The following is a 21,876-nucleotide window of genomic DNA, read 5'->3' on the forward strand; positions in this document are numbered from 1 at the left end:
GCCCGATATGGAGTAAGTACATTTCAACCTTTTACGGCACCAGCGGTCATTCCGTCGATAAAGTACCGCTGGAAAGCCACAAACAACAAAAAGATCGGAATAATCGAGAAAAACGAACCGACAATAAGCAGATCATAATTGTTCCCGTACGGTGTCAGCAGCGTCTTCAGACCGATTGGCAGCGTGTATTTGCGCTCGTCGCTGAGCACCATAAACGGCCATAGGAAATTGTTCCAGCTGTTCATACCGTTCAGAATCGCCATTGCTGCAAAAGACGGTTTCATAATCGGCAGAATCAAGCGCAGGTAAATGCCGTATTCGCTTGCACCGTCGACACGCCCTGCCGCAATGATTTCCTTCGGAATACCGCTGAGATACTGCCGGAAGAAGAAGATTGTCGCAGCACTCGCAATGCCGGGCAGAACGATCGCGGAATACGTATTCATCAGCTTCAAGTTGAAAATCAGCGTGTACAGAGGCAGCAGCAGAATTTCGAAAGGCACCATCATGATCAGCAGCACGCAGATAAATAAGAAGTTTTTCCCTTTGAATTCGTAAGCGGAGAAGCCATAAGCGACCGTCGCACTAACAATCAACGTCAGCGCTACCTGGACAACCGTTAGCAGCAGCGAATTGAAAAACCAAATGAAATAGGAGTGGTCTCCCGTGAACAGATAGGCATAGTTGTTCAAACTCATGACCGATAGATCAAACTTCAGATTCAACCCGTATCGGATCAGCTCTTCCCCCGGCTTGAAGGAGGCGACCGCAATCGCATAAAATGGAATAAGAATCAGTGCGCACAACAGCGTAAAGAAAATGAACAGTACGATTTTGAGCGGAAGATCCTTTTTCATCCCGATCGTCGAGCGTTCGTTCATTTTCAGCGTCGCTTCTTTTTTCATGTCAATCCTCCTTCTTGAACAGGCCGGAGAAGGCGAGCTGGATCATATTGATCGTCATCGCCAGCACGAGCAGTATAATGCCGACAGCAGCTGCATAACCGAGATTGCTCTTCTCGATGCCTTGACGGTACAAGTAACCGACAATCGTCAGACCGATGTTTTTTGGAGAGTTATTGCCGTTCCACAGCATCAAACTTTCGATAAACATGGCGAGACCGGCGTAGATACTGATCGTCAGCACATAGATTGTCGTTGGCTTCAGCAGCGGCATTGTAATCATGCGGAATTTCTGCCAGGACGATGCTCCGTCGATCGAAGCCGCTTCATAGTAGTCGTCCGGAATGCTCTTCAATCCCGAGAGGAAATACAGCATGTTAACGCCAAGCCAGCGCCAGGTAGCCAGTGCAAGCAGCGCAATAAAGCCCGTAACTTGTCCCTTCAGGAATTTGACCGGTTCAATACCGAACCAGCCCAAGAAGCTGTTAATGAGCGAGCCTTCCATCTCTCCGAACATCAAACGAAAAATGGTACCCGCTACAACGACCGAAGTCAGTGCCGGGAAGAACAGCGAAGATTTGAAAAATTCGCGGCCCCACATAAACTTATTGTTGATCAGCACCGCCAGCAGCATCGGCAGTGGGATCAGAATAAGCAGGGTGCACAGCATGTATACAGCACTGTTCATGACCGCTTTCAGGAAAATGGTATCGCCCAAAAGTTTCTTATAGTTGTCTAGTCCGATCCACTGCGCTTCCTGTCCCAGCGAAATTTTCTGAAAACTCATACTGACGGAACTGCCGAGCGGATATACCCAAAAAATTAAAAAGACGAGTACGAACGGCAGGACGAAGACGTAAGGGGCGACCTTTTGTGAATAAAGAAATCTTTTTATCATCGCTTTGCACCTTCTTTTAAACGGTCTCCCGCACGGCCGTCAGCGCCTTAAGGGCTGTACGGCAGGCGGGAGACCCGTCAGAATGAAAAACGTTTGAGTTTATTGAAGCTCCTGCTCAATTTGTGCCTGTGCGTCGTCAAGTGCCTGCTGAATATCTTTTCCGTCTTCGAAGATTTCGTTCAATGTGACCGTACAGAGCACGTTATTGATTGTCGGCGAAGCTGGAACCGATTTGACGTATTTGATTTCGTCGCGAATTTCGTTCAGTACGTCAAACGGATTGTTTTTGAAGTATTTCACGAACTCGTTCTCCGGATTGTGCGTAATTTCTTTCATTTCCCATACTTTCATGTTGACCGGATCGAAACCGAGCGTGTTCCAGATCTCAATATTGGCTTCTTCCGACAGTTTGGCAAAAGCAAGGAAGTCTTTGGCCAGCTGAACATCTTTGGCTGTCTTGGTCACAACTGTTCCCGTTCCGCCTCCTCCGACCGAACGAGGCATGCCTTTTTCGATAACCGGAAGCGGTGCGATTGCAATCTTTCCGGCAAGGTCTGGCATATAGTTTGTATAACGGGACATCATCCAAAGAGGCATGAATGCGGTTGCATAATTACCGGAGTTGTATTCGCCGTAAGCTTCTTCCGTATCCGGCTGTCCGCCTGCGATTGTAGCAATTACATTGCTGTCCTGCAGATCTTTAAGTACCTGCAGCGCTTTGACCATTTCGGGCGAGTTGATCTGCGGATTGCCATCGGCGTCGGTGAAGTCCGAACCCTGCTGAGACAAGAGCATCGACTCCTGCCATGCGGCGCTCGTATCGGCGGTGCCCATGTATTTGCCTGTTTTCTCATAAACCAGCTCGCCCGCTTTTTTGAAGTCGTCCCAAGTTTCGATCTTTGTATAATCTACACCGGCCTCTTCAAGAATTTCCGTGTTATAGAAAGCGACAGAAGCGCCTACGTGTGTTGGAATGCCGTAATTTTGTCCGTCTTTGCTGTAGATGTCGATGCGGGATTCAACGATTGTATCGCGGTAAGGATCGATCACGTCACCAAGCGGTTCAAGCTGAGGAGTGCCTTTGAGGAAGTCCGGGAATTTGCCGAGTTCGATATCGGCGATATCGGGTGCACCCGTTCCCGTTTGCAGAGCGATCGAGAGTTTGTTATGCATATCGTCGTACGGCATAACCGTAACGTTCAGCTTGATTTGTCTGTCGGTGTTTTCCGCATTCCATTTTTCAAGCATTTTCTCGAAATGTTTCCCGTGCAGTTCGACGAAAGTCCAATAGGACAGCTCGGTAGCATTTTCACCCGCACCGGCGTCGATTACCGTCTTTTCTCCTCCGGATGCATTAGTAGGCGAATTTCCGCATCCTGCAAGCACTAGCAGCAGTGAACACAGCATCAAGAGAATGAATCCTTTTTTCATCATTTTTGACCCTCCCGAATATGTTTTTTCGATTTCCCTTACGGGCTGCCCGGTCGGACTTGTTTTCGTCTGCTGTGAAGTATGTAGAGGATGTCGAGTCAGCAGCATATGCAGTCCCATAACCATTGCTTTGCTTCCTGCCAGTTCGCGTTTTTGTCCTCAGTTTTTAAAATTTTCGCTCCCTTCTTTTGTTTCAGTATAGGCTGAAATAATTTATGTTATACTAAATGTATACGCTTACAGGAATAAAATAGCATACCTCCTCAAACGTTGTAAACAGGAAAGTTTAAACCTTTTTAGGTTTATTTAAAGCTTATTTGCACTTTAAGATCAAATTGTGCTCTTTGAGGTGAGATTTTTCCGTTTCTCTTTATTTGAGTTAAATTTAAATAAAAACTAAGCTTTTCTCGCACTTTCTTTCCAAAACCTGTTATTTCCTGTTGTTTGTCGTTGAAATTTCTTTTTATCCGCCTTTCCGTTTATAATAAGTTAAAATACTAAAACGTTTCAGTAAATCCCTCGGAAAGAGAGGAACACTTATGATTTACATCAAAGATTTGAGAAGCGGTATCGATATTTTTAAAGCGCTCAGCTCGGAAATTCGTCTTCAAATCTTGGAACTGCTGGCGAACAACGAAGAATTGAACTTGAACGAACTGGCTGGCAGGTTAAAGCTCAGCAATGGAGCAATTACACTTCATGTCAAAAAGCTGGAAGAATGCGGCTTGATCGAGATTCGTACAGCAGTCGGCAAACATGGCATACAGAAACTTTGCTACCTGAACAAAGACAAACTGATGGTAGACCTCAAAAGCAAGGAAGCGGACAATCTTTACGAAGTGGAAATTCATGTCGGACATTACAGCGACTACAAAACGCACCCTACCTGCGGACTTGCTACCAAGGACAGTATTATCGGCGATTTTGACGACCCTCGCTACTTTGCTGATCCGCAGCGTATCCATGCAGAGATTATCTGGCTTGCCGAAGGTTTTCTCGAATATCGTATTCCCAATTATCTGAAAGCCAATCACAGCTTCCGAGAAATTCAATTTTCGCTTGAGCTTGGCTCGGAGGCGCCGGGATTCAACAATCATTATCCGTCGGATATCCATTTTTCGATCAATGGCATCGAGATCGGTGGATGGACAAGTCCCGGAGATTTTGGAGACGTACGAGGAACGTTTAACCCCGACTGGTGGCCCCCTCATCTCAATCAGTACGGCATGCTGAAGCTGATACGGGTTAACAGTGAGGGCAGCTTTATCGACGGATGCCGGATCTCGGATGTGACGCTCAAAGATATTCAGCTTGATTATCGGAGCGAACTGACTTTCCGCATTGCCGTAACTGATCGTCCGCCGAATAACCGCGGCCTTACGCTGTTCGGAAGACATTTCGGCAATTATGCACAGCATTTGCTCGCCCGAGTGCTCTACAATGTACACGAAAACGAAGCATCCTCCGGTCTGGATCCGACAGAGTCTCTTTCAATCAAATAAGGTGCGAACTCTTCCTTAAGAAAGTCGTCCGGCATCTACACAAATATGCAAAGAAACCCGGTTCTCCATAAGAGAATCGGGTTTCTTATTTGCAAATTTTAACCGGCATCTACTGTAGGACGAACAACCAGTTCGTTTACATCCACACCCTCAGGTTGAGATACGGCATAAACGATCGCCTCGGCAATCGCCCGTGCCGGCAGTGCAATACGTCGGTATTCCCGCATCGCTGCCCGGGCATGCTCATCAGAAATGCTGTCTGCAAGTTCCGATTCGGTAACACCGGGGGAAACGAGCGTTACTCTAATCTCTTTTTCCGTTTCCAAACGCAGCCCTTCCGTTATGGCCCGGACCGCATATTTTGTCGCGCAGTATACGGCGGCAGTAGGTGTAACTTCGTAAGCGCCGATCGAAGCAATGTTAACGAACTGGCCGCCTCCTGCACGACGCATAGCAGGCAGCCCCGCCGCTATCCCATGCAGTACACCGCGAATATTAACATCAATCATGCGGTTCCATTCATCCATTTTTCTTTCTTCGAGAAGAGATAGAGGCATTACGCCGGCGTTATTGACAACGACGTCAACCTTGCCGAACTTTTCTTCCGCATGCTGAACGAACATTTCCATATCGTTCATATCGGTAACATCAAGCTTTCGATACTCCGCCAAGCCTCCAGTCTCTCGAATTTCGCTTGCCAGCTTTTCCAGTTTGTCCGTCCTTCTTGCTCCCAGCATCACTTTGGCCCCATACTTGGCGAGCAGCCGTGCGGTAGCTTCGCCTATTCCGCTGCTGGCTCCGGTAATTAAGACCACTTTCCCCTCTACTCCGCTTGTTTGACGCTCTTCCATATCAATTTCTCCTTCCGTATTGGAAATTATTCCGGCTGCAGCCGGTGTTTCGCTTCTTCTTCATTATGGAGATTAAGCCGTATACAGCGGTAGAACAATCGCTGCAAAACATTGCCTATTACGTGCATCTTTCTTCGATTGCAGCATAAGTTGTCGTATAATTAAGACAATAATGGACGAACAAAAAGACCGGGTCCGTATCGGACGCCGATCTCATCAGTCGCGTAAACTCTTATTCAAAGCCATCAATCGAGGAGGAAACTTATGAATACCCGACTTGCCAGTTCGTTTTCGTCTACCGGGAAACTCCGTAATCTTGCCGAATTGATTGCCCGATTCTCCAAAACCGACGGTATGCATGCCACAGACTTTTCCCCACTTTCGCTGATACGCAGTTCGCAGGAGACTGTTCCAATTTATACAGTCTATGAGCCGTCCATTTGCCTGGTTGCGCAGGGAAGCAAGTTGGTGCTGTTGGGAGACGAAGCTTACCGCTACGGACCGTCTCAATACTTTGCCGTATCCGTCGATCTGCCAATCTCGGGTCAGATTATCGAAGCTTCAGCGGAACTCCCTTATCTGGCTGTCCGGCTTCAGATTGACCCCCAGCAGATTTTGGAGCTGATGCATGGCTCCGATCATAACGATCCTTTCTCCTCGGCTCGCGACAGCACAGGGACGGTACGCGGATTGTATGTCAGCAGCGCCGGCGAAAGTCTGCTGGATGCGTTTCTGCGCCTGCTTGGCATGCTGGATACTCCCCAGGATATTCCCGCGCTCGCTCCCCTGGCCGCGCGTGAAATCTTGTATCGCGCCCTGTGCGATGGTCAAGGCCGCGCACTGCGTCAAATGGTACCGGGAGCCGGCCGTGCTGCTTTTATTGCCGAGGTTATCCGTCATATCAGGGCAACGTACAGCAAACCGCTGCGCATCGACGAGCTGGCTGGACAAGCCGGCATGAGTCCTTCTTCCCTACACCGTCATTTCCGGGATGTAACGGCAATGAGTCCGCTTCAATTCCAAAAACGGATCAGGCTCCAAGAAGCACGGAGTATGATGCTGACTGAAAGTCTCCAGGCTGCGGAAGCTGCCTTCCGTGTCGGTTACGAGAGTCCTTCGCAGTTCAACCGGGAATATGTGCGTCTTTTCGGTCTCCCGCCGCTCAGCGATATCCGCCGGTTAAGATCGCTGTCCGAGGCGCAGTGGGCGACTGAAGTCTAATCCTTTTTCCAATCGTTTCACCCTTTCCGAATTCTTAACCTTTGACCGAACCGATCATGACACCTTTGTCAAAGTACTTTTGCAGGAACGGATAGACAAGCAGGATCGGCAGCGTGGAGACGATAATGACTCCGTACTTCACCTGATCGGCATACTGCTGAGCGTAACCGCCTGCCGCACCGCCGGAGCCCGCTCCACCAGAGAACACTTGATTGGACAGCAGGATATCTCGAAGAACGATCTGCAGCGGCTGAAGTTCATTGCTGCGAATATAGATCAGACCGGTGAAAAAGTCGTTCCAATGCGCAACCAGATAATACAGTCCGATAACCGAGACAATGGCCTTGGACAGCGGCAGTACCACAGATCCGAAGTAACGAAAATGCGAGCATCCGTCCATAGCCGCCGCTTCATACAGCTCTTTCGGAATTGAACTTTCGAAAAAGGAACGTGCAATGATCAAATTGTACACGTTAACGCTGAATGGCAGAATGAATACCCACATCGTATTGAGCAGGCCCAGGTCTTTCATTAGCAGGTAAGTCGGAATCAGACCTCCACCAAAGAACAGCGTCAGTACGAATGCGAACATGATAAAGCGTCTGGCACGGAATTCCTGTCTGGACAGCACATAGGCAGCCGGCAGTGTAAACAGCAAATTTACCGCCGTGCCGAGCACCGTATACAAAATTGTATTGCCGTAGCCGGTCCAGATCCGTTGATCTTTGAAAATTTCCGAGTATCCGAAAAAGCTGATGTCTTTGGGGAAAATTGTCACCTGTCCTGTCGAGACCAGTGTCGAGTTACTGATCGAAGCAATTACGACAAAATACAGCGGATAGACAATGCTCAAGAAGATCAGCAGGCAGATCGTCAGCACGACTGCGTCGAACAACCACTCTCCAAAATTGCGTTTATGTGCTACCGTTTTCTGCTTTTTCTGTACAAGCTGCATCGGAATTACGCTCCTTTCTTCGCCGAATCGTGAGATTTACCACAGACTGGTCTCCGACGTTCTTCTCGCTACAAGGTTCATGGTGTAGAGGAAAAAGAAGTTGATCAGCGTATTGAACAGTCCGATAGCCGCAGAATAACTGAACTGGTTGCTTACAATCCCAATCTTATATACATAAGTCGCAATAACTTCGGATACAGGCAGGTTAAGCGAATTCTGCATAAGGAAAATTTTCTCGAAGCCTGTACTGAGCACGCTGCCCATGCTGAGCACGAACAGGATGATGATGGTCGGAATCAAAGCCGGAATCTCAATATTTCGAATGGTCTGCCATCGGCTCGCCCCGTCAATCTTGGATGCGTCATACAGCTGCGGATCGACCGTCGAGAGCGCCGCCAGATAAATAATACTGTTCCAACCGCAGTGCTGCCAGATTTCCGAGAGCACGTATACCGGAACAAACGTATTTGTCGAACCCAGCAGATTGACATCGCCCAGTCCGAACGACTGCAGCAGATGGCCGATAACACCGGAGTTTGGCGACAGCAGTACGTTCAGCAGTCCGACCATAACAACGATCGAGATGAAATGCGGCAGATAAACGGTCGTCTGCAGCGCTTTTTTGGCTCGCTTCCAGCGCAGCTGATTGATCAGCAGCGCCAAAATAATCGGTGCAGGGAAACTGAGCACAACCGTAGACAAGCTGATCACAATCGTATTTTTCATCAAGTCCGCAAACTGATAGCTTTCGAAAAACTGCTTGAAGTAGAACAATCCCCGCCATTCGCCTCCGGTCAGCCCTTTGGCAAAATTGTAATCGCGGAATGCAAGCTGAATACCGTACATCGGAATGTAATTGAAGATGAAGATGACCAGAATAGCCGGGAAAATCATGATCCACAGCTGATAATCGCGTTTAAAAGTGTTCAGCACCGTCGGCTTTTTGCGCTTGTACGGCTGCAGGTTAACAGGATGCTCATACGGATTTTTCGGAACCATGAATATATCGCTCCTTTCTCGAAAAGGGGACCGCTTCCCTCTGGAAACGGTCTTTTCCCTGAATCATTTTCCCTGAATCAATCAGTTTTGGCTCATGTATTCGTCATAGTACTTCTGAATAATTTCGATATTACGGTCAATACCGGTCTTTTTCACATTGTCCACATATCCGGCCCACTGCTCCTCTACGCCGCCTTTTGTAATCCATTCTGCCCATTTGGACATTGTAAGCGACAGCATGGCCGTATTGTTCAAGCTCATTGCATTATTATCTTCAACGCTGTATTTGATGAACATGCTTGGGAGAACGTCCTTCTCTTTATCAATGCTGTCCAACACATCCTGCAGCGGCTCTGTCTGCGAACCGACCGACTGCATGTCCGTTCCCAATGTCAGCTCAAGCGAATCCGCGATGTACATCGGTCCGTTGTCGGCCCAAGTCGTCGTCCATTTCCATGTGCCGGGATCCATTGCCGAGTCTTCCGGAGGAAGTACCTCGTATGTTCCATCTCCGTTGTCCTTAATATTCGTACCGATTGAGCCGAACAGCACCTGCATGCTCACTTCGGGATCGTACAGCTCATTGATGAACTTCACCGCGGCTTCCTTATTTTTTGACGTAGAAGCAAGCGATACCATGTTTACCCCATAGTTAAGCGAATTATAGTCGTATGTCCAGGACAGCTCATCAGTAGATGAAGCGCTTTCCTTAAGCGGAGCCAACGACTCATACTGCGGAGCAAGCGCATTGCCGACACGGTCGGTTACTTCCCAACCCCATGTAAAGCCGACTGCTGCCGTATCGCCGCTGCCGCGCGCTACCGACTGGTATTTCGTATAATCTTGCGTAAATACTTCGGTATTGATCAGACCCGCCGCATAACACTTATGTAAAAAGGCGACCAGATCCTTGTAGCGTTCATCGATAAAGAAATTTTTAACCTGGCCATCTTCAACAAAGTAACCTTGACCGCTGTTGTCCGTGAGTGTGATTCCTTGGCTGCCGAGCAGGACTGTTGGCATAAACGCTCCGAAACCTCCTGTTCCGCTTGGTGCGAAGTCCATTGGAATTTCATCGTTCGGATTGCCGTTACCGTTGGCATCCTGTTCTTTAAACGCAAGCAGTACCTCGTACAGCTCGTCCCAATTGGTCGGTTCCTTCAGTCCCAGATTATCGAGCCACTGTTTGTTAATAAACTGTCTTGTTGTCGTTTCGGGCCAGAAGCGCTGGTATTTCGGCAGCCCGTAAATTTTCCCGTCCAACTGGGTTGCGATCGCTTTCGTTTCCGGCTTTTCCTCAAACATTTTTTGCACATTAGGCGCATTTGATGCAATCAGCGGTGTCAGGTCTTCGAACAGTCCAGGAAACTGTGCGTAATCCGCATCCGTAATAGCATTTGGTCCAATAATGAGATCGGGAACATCGCCGCCGGCAAGAAGAGCGCCTTTTTTCTGATCCCAGTCTGCGCTGACTTCCTGCCATTCAATGTCGACACCCGCCCGTTCTTCCGCTTCCTGCAGCCACTGCATCTTAGAAAATTCCTGGGTCAGCGGGTGTTTGGTCATAAGAGCTGTCAATTTCACTTTACCGTCTGGTGTCGTCTGTCCGCTTTCACTTGATCCTTCGTTCGATCCGCCGCAGCCCGAGAGCAGCCCAGCTCCTAATGCCAAGATTGCCAAAGTCGCTGTTTTTTTTCTCATCTTGATCCCCTCCAATTTTGAATACGCTTTCAAATCAATTTGTTGAATCTAGAATAATCTTATTTTCAAGGCGAAAAAATAGCTGAACGTTCGAATAAGTGTCAAAAAGTCAGCTTTACAAAAGAATGGATCTGGAAAAAAGAAGCGGTTTATGATAGCTTTACGATAAACCTAATCATTCGTAAAAGGACAAATCAGATCAAGGAGGATGCGTCAATGATTGCGTACGAACTGTCTGTCGGTACTCCCGTCGAGTTTGCGATTACCGGAAAATTCGTAGCGCCCGACGCCAATTGGGTGCATTTGAGCCGAACTCTGACCGATTATGAATTGATTGTCGTTACGGAAGGTGTGCTGTATTTGGCCGGCGGTACGCAGCATTTTACCGTATCCGAAGGCGAGTACTTGCTGCTTCCTCCTTCGACCGAACAATTCGGATATCAAGTTTCGACCTGCAGTTTCTACTGGCTGCATTTTGCCGTGAAAGAACAAAGGGTCATTACTGTTGATGCAGCTTGCGGTCTGCCGGACAAGTGTGAGCATAAGATCGTTCTTCCCTGCTACGGCCGGCTGAAAAGTCTCGAAAAAATGATCATCATGATGAAGCAGCTTCAGGATTCGGTTCGCAGCTACCGTACCTCGACACTCAATGATTATATGTCTACCGTTGTATTGTGCGAACTGTATAACCAGCTGTTCCACGTCGAATCTTCGGACATGAAAAAGACTCGGCAGGAACAGCTGTATCACGATATTGTCGATTACATAAAATGGAGCCGCGGCGAGCCGGTCAAGGTGTCGCAGATTGCGGAAGTATTTGGCTACAACGAAAAATATCTTTCTCATCTGTTTGCCTCCATCTCCGGCGTATCTCTCAAGCAGTATATTCTGCAGCAGAAAATGGAGTTGGCCAAATATCTGCTAACCGACACCAATCAAAATATTAGCGAAGTCTCGCTTAAGCTCGGTTACACCGACTCACATAACTTTATGAAAGCGTTTAAAAAAATAGTCGGCCTTACGCCCAGCGACTTCCGTAACGCTTACGCGAAGCGGTTATTATTTTATGAGTAAAAGTAGTCACAAGCAGGAAAGCGACAAAAACTTTCGGATTTTTTCCGCGTATAACGAAGACACGGGCTTACCGGAAAGGAGCTGAAAGCGATCATGTTTCTGCTTTTTCTTGTTCTGCTGACATTTGGAGCGGTGAATGTGCTGGCTCCCCAGTTCGTCTGGCGTATGCGATCCGGCCGAACCACAGACGGAGGCTCTCAGTCGACCGCCGCTTTGTTGACGTTAAGCCGGTTGGCCGGCATGTTCGCTCTGCTGGCTGCGCTATTTCTGCTGATGAACGGCTTGTAAACCGCATCTCTTTCGAGAACGAACCAAACGTACAAAAAAAGGATTCCCCATGAAGGGAATCCTTTTTGCATGCTGTCCATCACGACTGTACCTTACTTACTTCACCGCTACGTAAAACAACCGTTCCGCTCCATCGCCCGGTGCACGCCATTCAAAGTCGGCATAACATTCGGCACTGGAGAATCCAGCTTGCAGCAGCGCTTGGCGCAGCCATTCCGGATCATAGGCACGCTCTATATGCACCTCATCGAAACGCTCGTATACTTCGGCGGACGAAGCTGCATCGCGGCGAACAAAAATCCGCAGATGGTGTTCGATCTCCAGCCTCTCCTCGTCCAGACCGCACGTCCAAATATAAGAAATATTCTCTTCGTCCAGCACAAACGGCTGCTGTTCTTCGTAACGACGCAATGTATCCGGATGGTGCACGTCAAATATAAAAGTTCCGCCCGGCCTTAGACCCGCATAAGTTGCGCGGAACGTTTCTTCAATCTGTTCCGGCTCGGTCAGGTAATTCAGGCAGTCGCAAAAAGAGAGAACCGAATCGACCGGCTCAGGCGTCTCCCATTCCGTCATGTCCTGTCTGACGAAGCGCAGGCTGCCGCTGCGCAGCAGTCCTTGAAGCGGCGGATGCTCCTCCGCTTTGTCGCGCGCAACAGCCAACATATCTTCGGACAGGTCGATCCCGGTCATTCTGCAGCCCTGTTCAGCCAGCATCATGGTCAAAGTACCGGTACCGCAGCCCAATTCGACAACCTCGCGCGGATTCCCGTGTTTTTCCCATGCTTCGAGCGCGAATCTTTTCCATTTGGCGTACGGCATATCTTCCATCAGCTCGTCATACACATACGCGAATCTCCCGTAGGACACTATTATCGTTCCTTTCCGTCCTTTTTTGCCGGCTGCAGATCAAGCTCGCACCAAGCTATTTTTTCCACAAAAAAGCGGCTCTTTCCTTACTCGGAAACGAGCCGCTTATCTGTGATTTCAAAATTACTGCTCGGAACCTGAAGTCTCTTCGCCAGTCTGCTTCAACCGCGTCCAGTTGTCTTCCTGCTCAATCAAGCCCTGCTTCATCAGACGGCCAAGCGCACGTTTGAACGCTGCTTTGCTGATGCCGAAACGCAGTTTGATAATATCCGGTGCCGTGCTATCCGAATACGGCATTGCGCCGCCGTCGCGTCCACGCATAAACTCCAAGATCCGTTCCGCATCTTCGTCCATGCCGATTTCTTTGCGCTGTGCCATCGACAGATTGGCGCGGCCGTCTTCTTCGCGGATACGCGCAATGCGTACATCAATCACTTCGCCAAGGCGAAGGGGACGCGGACGCTCCGTTGAATGGATTAAGCCAATTGCGCCGAACCCGAGTACTCCACCATCAATGATGACGAATGTTCCCATCTGCAGCGGACGATAGACCGTCGCCTTCATCCATTGATTCTGCCAAGATTCCGGCACATTGAAGCACAGCGGTGCAAGATCTTCCTCTCCACATGTACGTGCGAGCAGACGTCCCTGCTTGTCGCGGTCCATACGTACAAATATGCGATCTCCCACTTCCGGCTGCAGCTCCGGCATTTCCGGAAGCTCGCGTTTAGGAAGCAGCAGCTGGCGGCCCAGCCCCATTTCCAGGAAGCAGCCGAGACGAGGGTGAATATCGGCCACTTCCAGCGCCGCAATTTCACCGAACGTCAGCAGCGGTCTTTTCATCGTTGCGATCAGTCGGTCTTCAGAATCGTGGTGAATAAACACTTCCGTTTCCTGACCGTTTCTGAATTTCATATTACCGGTGCGCTCCGTATAAGGCAGCAGCACCTCTTCCTCGCCGTCCGTCATGAAGAAGCCGTGCGGCGATACTTCGCGCGCTACCTTCAGCTTGACGATTGTACCTGCTTCGAGAGTCATACCGTCTCCACCACTTTCGCATCCGACCAGACGCGTTCAATGTTGTAGTATTCACGTTCGTCGCGGTGGAAAATATGCACAATAACGTCGCCCAAGTCCATCAGCACCCAGCGCGCCGAATCCATCCCTTCGATACCGCGGATATGACTGCCGGCATCCTGCACGCGTTTGCGTACCTCGGTAGCGATTGCCTGTACCTGCGTGTCTGAATTGCCGTGACAGATTACGAAGTAATCTGCGACGAGCGAAATTCCGGTCAGATCCAACGCGACCACATTCATCGCTTTTCGATCCGCAGCGGCCTCCGTCGCAATATGAAGCAGTTCTTTTGGATTTACACTCATTCGTTATCCTCCCTTGTTTTCGGCGACTGGCTTCGACTGTCTCGCCTGCTCGCGTTCGGCGAGTTGACGAATCAGATCGTTTCTTGCCAGCACCGTTGTCGGAAATATCGTTTGTCCCCGTTCGACCAGCACGCGCAGCGTAGAGTCGAAACCGGCGATCAGTCCTTCTTCCAAGCTAAGCTCCGCCTTTTTCCGGATCAAATCTACGCCCGGAAAATCGCGGCCCGGCTCGATATAATCGGCCAGGCAGACTATTTTATCCAGCAGAGTCATGCCCTCGCGGCCCGAAGTATGATAGCGGATTGCATCAATGATCTCCCTGTCTTCGATCCCGTACTCATGTTCCGCCACATAAGCGCCCACTTCCGAATGCCACATCGGCGCATCATAATTCAGCAGATCGGTATTCAGGCCATTCTCGGCAATTACGGCTGCCTGACGCTGAACAGGCCAGTATTTGGCCACGTCATGAACGATTGCCGCAAGTTCTGCCCGCACAGGATCGGCTCCGTAGCGCTCGGCCAGTTCAATCGCCGACTGCATAACACCCAGCGTATGCTGCCACCGTCTGGCGGGCATTTGCGACGACACATCCTCAATCAGTTGTTCGCGCGTATGCCGCATGACTACCGCTCCTTTGCAAATAATCGTAGACTTTCTCCGGCACCAGGTAACGGATCGAGCAGCCCTTTTTCAAACGGTTCCGGATCTCCGTCGAGGAGATCTCGAGCTGCGGCATATCGAAATAATCGATACACTCCGCCACTTCAGCCGGGATCGCCTGTTTATTCAACTCATATCCCGCCCGGCCAACAGCCGCAAAACGAGTCAGGTTGGCAAGCTCTTCGATCCGTTCCCATTTTGGCAGGTAATTGACCATATCCGTGCCGATAATGAAATGAAAACGAGCATCTGGATATTTCTCCGCCAGCTCGCTCATCGTATCTACCGTATAGGAGACACCTCCACGGCGCAATTCGATGTCGAGCGTGCGGAATGCCGGCTGCGTACCGATCGCAAGCTCCACCATACGCAGCCGTTCTTCGCCGGAAAATCCGGCTTCTGCCTTGTGCGGAGGGATATGGGACGGCATGAACCAGACTTCGTCCAGACCGAGCCCTTCGCGCACCGTTTCGGCGGCAGTCAGGTGTCCGATATGGATAGGGTCGAACGTTCCGCCCATGATTCCGATCTTCATACGTATTCACTCCTCCGCTTCGCTTCGGAAATCCGAAACGCCGCCGCTTGGTTACGGCAGTTCGATTTGCTTATGTTCCCGCGATTCTTTGTACAAAATAATCGTACGGCCGATGACCTGAACGAGCTCCGCTTCCGCAGCCTCGGCCAGTTCTATTCCAAGCTCTTTCGGTTCCTCTAAGCAGTTATTCAGCACCGATACTTTCAACAATTCCCGAAGTTCGATCGCCTCGTTGATATGACGAACCAATTGCTCGTTAAGACCTCCCTTGCCGATCTGGAAGATCGCGTCAAGGTGATGGGCCTGCGAGCGCAAATAACGTTTTTGTTTGCCTGTCAGCATAAGTTTAATAAACTCCCTTTTTTTGAAAATGCCGCTGTCTATGGACGAACGGCTGTACTTATTGTTCTTTTACCCATATTGCATCTTGTTCTTTTACCTATATTGTATCAGCTGTTCATACTGTCCAATACCGCTTCTCGCATCGCTGCGATGGGAGCAGGCACACCTGTCCAATATTCAAAAGCGTAGGCCCCCTGGTAGACGAACATGCCAAGCCCCCCGTGGGTCTGACAGCCTTTCTCCCGCGCCAGACGCAGCAGCTTCGTTTCAAGCGGATTGTAGATCAGGTCACTGACAATCTCTGTGCCCCGAAGCGGAGCCGAATCAATCGGAACTTCGTCCATATGCGGATGCATGCCGACCGAGGTCGTATTGATCACGATATCCGCGTCCTGCAGCGCTTCTGCCGCACGGCTTGAAGGCAGTACGGCAATATCGGCGAGATCGCTCCATTCCCGGGCCAGCGCTTCCGCACGCTCTGTCGTCCGGTTCAGCAGCGTAATCCGCCCCGGAGCTTCCGACGCCAGCGCATAGACGATACCTCGGGCAGCTCCTCCGGCCCCCAGCACGACGATGCGGCGGCCCGCAAGTTCGGCCGCCGCCTCTTCCTTCAGGGAACGCACGTAACCGATCCCATCCGTATTGCGACCGATCAGACGTCCGCCTTCGTTTACAATTGTATTGACTGCACCGATCCGCCGAGCGTCCTCGTCCAACTCGTCCAGATAGCGCATCACATTTTCCTTGTGTGGAATTGTGACGTTAATTCCCCGGTATTCTTCTTCGCGTACCGTCCGAATAAAATCTTCCAGCCGATCGGGTGTAACGTGCAGTGCCGTATAGGATCCGACAATTCTCCGCTCGCGAAGTGCCGCTTGATGCATAACCGGCGATTTGGAATGAGCGATTGGATCGCCGATTACCCCGAGTTTTAACAGCCCTGTCATACCTTGATTCAACGCTCTTCCTCCTCGCCGGAATCACCGGTTTAGACCAGCGAACCACGCATAATGACTTTGACGCCTTTTGGCGCATGTACCGCTACTTTCGCTCCGCTCTGCCCGTTTGCTCTGATCCAGCCAAGGCCGGAGATAAACAAATCTTGAGCACCGCCCTTTGGAACCCGGAACTCATGGCGCGTCCATGCCGGCAGATCTTCCATATGCTCGCGCGACGGAGGCGTCAGCATCTCGCCTACATGCTCTGCATACAATTCGTCTGCACGACCGAGCTTCGTCCGGTGCAGCTTCAATGTTCCGCTCGTATAGAACGTAAACGATTGATGTTCGCCTGCGATAAAGTCGAAGCGTGCCAGTCCGCCGATAAACAGCGTTTGACCTTCGTTCAGCTGGTAAACGGCCGGCTTCAGCGGTTTCTCCGGCATGATCTTGACGAGATCGCCCGGCGTTACCAATTCCGTATAGCGGGAAGGGTATACGATTCCCGGAGTATCAACAATATAATGCCCGTCATCGAGCGGAATATTGACCATATCAAGCGTCGTTCCCGGATAACGGGAAACGGTTAACTCTTCATCAAGATCACTGTAGTCCGTAATCAGACGGTTGATCAGCGTCGACTTGCCGACATTAGTTGCGCCGACGACGTAGACGTCACGATCTCCGCGCCGATCAGCTACTTCCTGCAGCAGACGATCGAATCCGATATTTTTCTTTGCGCTGCACAGAATAATCTCTTCAGTTTTCAATCCAAGCTCTTTGGACTGTTTCTGCACCCAGTTCCGAACTTTGTTCCAATTCGTAACTTTTGGCAGCAGATCGATTTTGTTAACCGCCAGAATAACCGGATTGCTGCCGACAAAACGCTGCAGTCCGGTTATGACGCTGCCCTCAAAGTCGAACAGGTCGACAATATGAATGACCAGCGCTTTGCGGTCGCCAATCTGACCCAGCATGCGCAGGAACTCGTCCTGGTTCACCGCTACCGACGCCACTTCGTTATAGTTTTTGATACGGAAGCAGCGGCGGCAGATCTGCGCACCTTCTTCCTTGAGCATTGGAATATAGCCGATACCGGCCGGATCTTCCGTTTGCAGCGGAGCTCCGCATCCGCTGCAGCGGAGCACTGCGGAGCCTTCAAGTCTTTCCGTCATTTCTTCTTTTCCTCCTTGAGCCACTTGCCCATTTTGCGCAGACGCGCGATTGCGATCCGTTCGATCCGGCGATTAAACCGTGTACGCCAGCCTTCGTCGCCGATCGCAATCGGCAGCACCAGCACGGTAAATAAACCCAGCCGGTTGCCTCCAAGTACATCGGTCAACAGCTGGTCGCCAACGACGACGGTCTGCTTCTCGTTCAGTCCCATCAGCTTCATTGCCTTGCGGAAAGGAGCATGAGACGGTTTACGTGCCGCATGCACGAATTGAATATCCAGCGGCGTTGCGAAGACGGACACGCGGTTCATGTTATTGTTGGATACGATGACCAGTTGAAAACCCAGTTCCTTCACTTTGGCAAACCATGCGATTAGCTCCGGCGTAGCATTAGGGGCTTTCGCACCGACCAGCGTGTTGTCGAGATCAGTTACGATTCCCCGATAGCCGCGCTTGTATAAATCCTCCAGATCGATATCGAATACCGTATCGACTTGTAATTTTGGCAGCAGTGTTTCGAACAAATTACGGTCACCTCGTTAGACTCTATCCCGAAATTCACAGCAAGAAGTCGTAATTCCGGTATAGTCTCGTAGTCTTTAAATTCAAACTATATCACAGCAAACGCTTCGCGTCAGCTATTGGATTGCGGCAAACTTGGCGAAACGGGATAATAACCTTTCCAACCCTTCTTGAGCTCCGATGCAAGACGATGCATTTGCGTCCATTCTTCTTCCGTAATACGTTCCGGACTGTAACGAGCTTTTTCAAACAAGGCCAAGATCGGAACCATCGCAGCTTCCGCTCCCGTAACTTTGCCGTCCCATCGTCTTACCGATTCGCGAAGCGTTTCGTGTTGTTCGCGTTTTAGTCCTTTGCGCTTCAGAAAGCGCAGAACGTTCTCCGTTTCCAACACAATCTTCTGATCCGCAGTCAGCGGTCCTCCCATGCGCAGACCCATTAAGAAGAAGTAAATGGCCTGCCTACGAAGCCAGAGCAGATAGATGCCCCAAGCTGCGACGACAACCGCCGCCGAAGCGACAACAATCGGCACAACATTCGACTCTGTTTCCTGCGGTTCGGCAACAGCCGCTTTTTCAGGCTCTTCTTCCGGCTGGACCGGCTCACGCTCAGGCTGTTCCGTGACTTCTTCATCAGCCGGCGCAGAAGCTTCCTGCAGCAGCGGCATAGTGAATCCTTTTGTCGCTTCGACCGGTACCCAGCCATAGCCGCCGAAATAAACTTCTGCCCAGGAATGGGCATTGGCGTTTGTCACTTCGAACTGCTGACTATTTTCGCTAAAACGCTCCGGCATATCTCCGACAGCGGGGTTGCCGGGGGAATACCCTTTGACCCACCGCGCGGGAATCCCCTGCGAACGGGCCATCATGACCATCGCGCTTGAAAAGTAATCGCAGTAGCCTTCCTTGATATCAAACAAGAAGCTTTCGACGAAGTCGTCGCTCTGGCGGCGCGACAGCGTCGGGGTATTCGTATACTTGAAATTCATCTGCAGATACTGCTGCAGCAAATACGCTTTCTCATAAGGCGTCTCGCCCTTGGCCGTGATTTCGGAAGCCAAATCCGTAACCCGCTGCGGGAATCCGCGCGGAATCTGTACATAGCGCGGATCAACGCCATTCGGATATAAGTCCTCATACGTCGCCTTTTTGAGATCGTCTACCGGAATGACCGGCACTTCGGACGTAATGGTATACGTCTTCGGATACACCGTTGTTCCGCGGCCGGCGCGTTCCTGCCAATGCAGTTCGCTCTGTTCGGGCTTCCACTGCATACGGGAATCGCCGTTCTCAACATTCTCAACATCGATGCTTTCCACTCGGTCAATGGAGTAAGCGCCGAACAGCACCGGATAACTTGTGTCCGTCTGCATCGTAATCCGCTGAGTAACGGTCTTGGTCGGCATTAGCGGAGCCGCTTCGCGTTCAAGCCGCTCATTGCTCGCAACGTCTTCCAATGCGCCCCAGCCGCTATCGGCATCCCAACCGCTGCCGGTATACGTCATTCTTGTTTCGCCGCGCCAATAACTGCGCTCGGTCGATTCGACTGTCATAACCGGCGTGAAATCAAAGTTAAATCCTCCGCCCAACTGTCCGTCTTCACGGCTGTATCCGGAAGCGGATGCCTGGCTCTGCAGGAATCCGCCTGCATTAAACGCTACGTTCGATGTGCCCTTTATCTGCCTCCAAGCCGTATACGGGTCCGTCAGCACCGGCTGCACAAACGGCATATTGACACCCGCTAAGATCACCAGCGAAAATACGACGGCTGTATTAATCAGCAGCTTGAACGGATTACGACGAAGCGCATTCCAGCCTCTTGGAAAACGGGTCTGGAAACGGCGGAAATGGTCACATACCAGCCAGCCCATCGTCGCGAAGACAACCCAAGCCACCTGCTTCCACAGCGGAACCATGGTAAATGAATCCAGTGCAGCCATCGGTACAATGTTCAAAAAAGCAAAAACGAGTATGCGCCGCTGGCTGTTTATGAATCGAATACAGAATTCGAACAGCAGCCAGGCAAGCAGAGCGAACCAAACATAAGGAAAGATTGCTTCGGAAAAACGTTCCGCCCGCAGCGCCAAATTTCCGGTTGGCTCAAAAACATGATAACGCTCCAGCGTCGTATACATCACAACTACAAAAACTGCTGCCTTCAATCCAAGACGAAACCATGAAAAATTAGGCAGCAGTACATGGATGACGGCTACCGCCGTCAGTACTCCCAGCACAAGCGCGTTCGTTTCGTCGAACCAGATGGTGCGTGTATAGGTAAGCCATTGAATGGCAACAATCATGAGCCAGACGGCAGATACCGCCATATACCAGGATGACCTGAACGATTCGGCCCACTTTTTCATCGGGTTCCTCCCTCCAATACGGCAGGCAGCTCATCCAGGCTGCCCGCTCGATAAGCGGCGATTCCCTTAGCCCGCAGCGAAGAAATCCACTGACGGTCTGCGGCTGCGCCTTCTCCTTCAGAAGCCGAAGCTTCAGTAATTTGAATGTGACAAAAACTCATCTGATGCGTCTGTGCAAAGCGTACCAATTCCATAATAGGTCCGTTAGAGAGAGGCGTAACCAGCACGAGCACCGATCCCTTGGGCAGACGCGGCAGTGCCGTCTCAAGGCTGGCAAGCAGCGACCCTTTGCCCTTCGGATCTAGATCGACCAAATGATCCATCAAATGATGAAGCTTGGAACGGCCCTGTGCCGGTTCAAAAACATGGACGGTCTGTCCGATCGAGCATAACCCTATCGGAATCGCTTGGCGGCCTCCGTATTCCAGCAGTGAAGCCGCTGCGGATACCGCCGTCTCGAACTGCCTGGCAGAACGGTAATGCTCCTCGAATGTGTCGAGCACAAGCATCGTTTTCGGAATCGATTCGTATTCAAATTCTTTCGACTTCCATTCTCCGGTTCGGGCTGTTGCATTCCAGTGAATCCGCGAAATCCGGTCACCATATACGTAATCCCGAACACCGCCTATTTGATTGGTTTCGCGTCCGGAAACATTGCCGATCGATTGAGGACCGAGCAGCCGATTGCGGCGGTCAAGCAGTTCCCATTTTGCAATATAAGCCGTCCGCGGCAGTACACGAAACTCCCCGCGTGCCGCAAACGAACCTCTATGCTCGATAAGCCCGAAAATATCTTCGGTCACACACTCCGTTTCGGAGAATGCATAGCGCCCCCGTTCGAGCGGAGGCGTCTGGAAGAGCAGTTCGCCGCGTCCGTTCATGCTCGGAACGAGGCTTTCCTCAAATGACCAAGTTTCACCGCTGTGACGCTTGAGCGTCTCACGCACAATGACATAAGGCAGAGGCAGAAAGCCCGGAATTTCAAGCCGCAGTCGGACTCTGATCTGGTCGCCGGCATGCAGAACGCCCCCCCACTCCCCAAGATCACCCGAGAACTGCCGTTCACCGCGGGCGCGGCCGATTCCGTTAAGTCCGCCAAAAAGCAAATACAAGCCGAAGAGCGTAACCATTGCAAACAGCATAATTGACGTTTTTCCGCCCTGGAAGAGCAGGTAAAACAAACAGCATATCCATACCGAAAGCAGCAGCGACATTTTTGCCGGAGACAGCTTCGGTTTAAAAAAATCCCAGATCCCCCGCATTCC

22 protein-coding genes are annotated in these 21,876 nt (G+C 50.7%); 4 read left to right on the plus strand and 18 right to left on the minus strand.

The window, feature by feature from the left end:
* Positions 1-23: 23 nt before the first annotated feature.
* The 3 genes from F456_RS0104265 to F456_RS0104275 all read right to left on the minus strand — a co-directional run bounded on the left by F456_RS0104265 (position 24) and on the right by F456_RS0104275 (position 3,234).
* Positions 24-857, minus strand: a complete 834-nt coding sequence (locus F456_RS0104265; RefSeq protein WP_026293639.1) for a carbohydrate ABC transporter permease — start codon at positions 855-857, stop codon at positions 24-26.
* A gap of 49 nt (positions 858-906) precedes the next feature.
* On the minus strand, positions 907-1,800 hold the full coding sequence (locus tag F456_RS0104270) for a carbohydrate ABC transporter permease (RefSeq protein ID WP_018975768.1): 894 nt from the start codon (positions 1,798-1,800) through the stop codon (positions 907-909).
* A 99-nt stretch (positions 1,801-1,899) separates the two neighbouring features.
* Positions 1,900-3,234, minus strand: a complete 1,335-nt coding sequence (locus tag F456_RS0104275) for an ABC transporter substrate-binding protein (protein ID WP_026293640.1) — start codon at positions 3,232-3,234, stop codon at positions 1,900-1,902.
* A 536-nt stretch (positions 3,235-3,770) separates the two neighbouring features.
* Here F456_RS0104275 and F456_RS21725 point away from each other — a divergent pair.
* Positions 3,771-4,733, plus strand: coding sequence for an ArsR/SmtB family transcription factor (locus tag F456_RS21725; RefSeq protein WP_018975770.1), 963 nt, complete (start codon positions 3,771-3,773; stop codon positions 4,731-4,733).
* 98 nt (positions 4,734-4,831) lie between these two features.
* On the opposite strand, the gene F456_RS0104285 is transcribed toward F456_RS21725, so the two are convergent.
* Positions 4,832-5,584, minus strand: coding sequence for an SDR family oxidoreductase (locus F456_RS0104285; RefSeq protein WP_018975771.1), 753 nt, complete (start codon positions 5,582-5,584; stop codon positions 4,832-4,834).
* Positions 5,585-5,848: 264 nt separating this feature from the next.
* Between F456_RS0104285 and F456_RS0104290 the strand changes: the two genes are divergently transcribed.
* Entirely contained in the window at positions 5,849-6,805 is a 957-nt protein-coding gene (locus F456_RS0104290; protein WP_018975772.1) for an AraC family transcriptional regulator, read from the plus strand.
* Positions 6,806-6,839: 34 nt separating this feature from the next.
* Here the strand turns inward: F456_RS0104290 and F456_RS0104295 are convergent, their stop codons facing one another.
* From F456_RS0104295 to F456_RS0104305, 3 genes are all read right to left on the minus strand, one after another.
* Positions 6,840-7,760, minus strand: coding sequence for a carbohydrate ABC transporter permease (locus F456_RS0104295; protein ID WP_018975773.1), 921 nt, complete (start codon positions 7,758-7,760; stop codon positions 6,840-6,842).
* 36 nt (positions 7,761-7,796) lie between these two features.
* Positions 7,797-8,759: an ABC transporter permease gene (locus F456_RS0104300; protein ID WP_018975774.1), complete on the minus strand. Its 963-nt coding sequence runs from the start codon at positions 8,757-8,759 to the stop codon at positions 7,797-7,799.
* An 81-nt stretch (positions 8,760-8,840) separates the two neighbouring features.
* Positions 8,841-10,460 (minus strand): extracellular solute-binding protein, encoded by a 1,620-nt coding sequence (locus F456_RS0104305; RefSeq protein WP_018975775.1) that lies wholly within the window; start codon positions 10,458-10,460, stop codon positions 8,841-8,843.
* Between the two features lie 216 nt (positions 10,461-10,676).
* On the opposite strand from F456_RS0104305, the gene F456_RS0104310 reads away from it, so the two are divergent.
* Both F456_RS0104310 and F456_RS0104315 read left to right on the plus strand, forming a co-directional pair.
* Complete coding sequence (locus tag F456_RS0104310) at positions 10,677-11,534, plus strand: AraC family transcriptional regulator (protein ID WP_018975776.1); 858 nt, start codon at positions 10,677-10,679, stop codon at positions 11,532-11,534.
* A 93-nt stretch (positions 11,535-11,627) separates the two neighbouring features.
* On the plus strand, positions 11,628-11,822 hold the full coding sequence (locus F456_RS0104315) for a DUF6199 family natural product biosynthesis protein (RefSeq protein ID WP_018975777.1): 195 nt from the start codon (positions 11,628-11,630) through the stop codon (positions 11,820-11,822).
* A gap of 96 nt (positions 11,823-11,918) precedes the next feature.
* Here the strand turns inward: F456_RS0104315 and F456_RS0104320 are convergent, their stop codons facing one another.
* The 11 genes from F456_RS0104320 to F456_RS0104370 all read right to left on the minus strand — a co-directional run bounded on the left by F456_RS0104320 (position 11,919) and on the right by F456_RS0104370 (position 21,873).
* Complete coding sequence (locus tag F456_RS0104320; protein WP_026293642.1) at positions 11,919-12,695, minus strand: class I SAM-dependent DNA methyltransferase; 777 nt, start codon at positions 12,693-12,695, stop codon at positions 11,919-11,921.
* A gap of 120 nt (positions 12,696-12,815) precedes the next feature.
* Complete coding sequence (locus F456_RS0104325) at positions 12,816-13,730, minus strand: CvfB family protein (RefSeq protein WP_018975779.1); 915 nt, start codon at positions 13,728-13,730, stop codon at positions 12,816-12,818.
* Positions 13,727-14,074, minus strand: a complete 348-nt coding sequence (gene rsfS / locus F456_RS0104330; protein WP_018975780.1) for a ribosome silencing factor — start codon at positions 14,072-14,074, stop codon at positions 13,727-13,729. The genes F456_RS0104325 and rsfS overlap by 4 nt, the downstream gene beginning before the upstream one ends.
* A gap of 3 nt (positions 14,075-14,077) precedes the next feature.
* Positions 14,078-14,698, minus strand: a complete 621-nt coding sequence (gene yqeK, locus F456_RS0104335) for a bis(5'-nucleosyl)-tetraphosphatase (symmetrical) YqeK (RefSeq protein WP_018975781.1) — start codon at positions 14,696-14,698, stop codon at positions 14,078-14,080.
* A complete protein-coding gene (locus F456_RS0104340) occupies positions 14,670-15,272 on the minus strand; it encodes a nicotinate-nucleotide adenylyltransferase (RefSeq protein ID WP_018975782.1) in 603 nt (200 codons plus the stop codon). The genes yqeK and F456_RS0104340 overlap by 29 nt, the downstream gene beginning before the upstream one ends.
* Positions 15,273-15,323: 51 nt before the next feature.
* Positions 15,324-15,614 carry a ribosome assembly RNA-binding protein YhbY gene (yhbY, locus tag F456_RS0104345; RefSeq protein WP_018975783.1) on the minus strand — a complete coding sequence of 97 codons (291 nt, stop codon included), beginning with the start codon at positions 15,612-15,614 and terminating at the stop codon, positions 15,324-15,326.
* Positions 15,615-15,721: 107 nt separating this feature from the next.
* Entirely contained in the window at positions 15,722-16,573 is an 852-nt protein-coding gene (gene aroE, locus F456_RS0104350; RefSeq protein ID WP_018975784.1) for a shikimate dehydrogenase, read from the minus strand.
* Positions 16,574-16,602: 29 nt separating this feature from the next.
* Entirely contained in the window at positions 16,603-17,727 is a 1,125-nt protein-coding gene (gene yqeH, locus F456_RS0104355; protein WP_018975785.1) for a ribosome biogenesis GTPase YqeH, read from the minus strand.
* Positions 17,724-18,251 carry a YqeG family HAD IIIA-type phosphatase gene (locus F456_RS0104360; protein ID WP_018975786.1) on the minus strand — a complete coding sequence of 176 codons (528 nt, stop codon included), beginning with the start codon at positions 18,249-18,251 and terminating at the stop codon, positions 17,724-17,726. The genes yqeH and F456_RS0104360 overlap by 4 nt, the downstream gene beginning before the upstream one ends.
* Positions 18,252-18,361: 110 nt before the next feature.
* The gene (locus F456_RS0104365; protein WP_018975787.1) at positions 18,362-20,611 is read right to left on the minus strand and encodes a transglutaminase TgpA family protein; all 2,250 of its coding nucleotides are present in this window, start codon (positions 20,609-20,611) and stop codon (positions 18,362-18,364) included.
* Positions 20,608-21,873 carry a DUF58 domain-containing protein gene (locus F456_RS0104370; protein ID WP_018975788.1) on the minus strand — a complete coding sequence of 422 codons (1,266 nt, stop codon included), beginning with the start codon at positions 21,871-21,873 and terminating at the stop codon, positions 20,608-20,610. Before F456_RS0104370 ends, F456_RS0104365 begins: the two co-directional genes overlap by 4 nt.
* Between the last annotated feature and the right edge of the window lie 3 nt (positions 21,874-21,876).

Source organism: Saccharibacillus kuerlensis DSM 22868 (assembly GCF_000378145.1).
Taxonomy (GTDB): domain Bacteria; phylum Bacillota; class Bacilli; order Paenibacillales; family Paenibacillaceae; genus Saccharibacillus; species Saccharibacillus kuerlensis.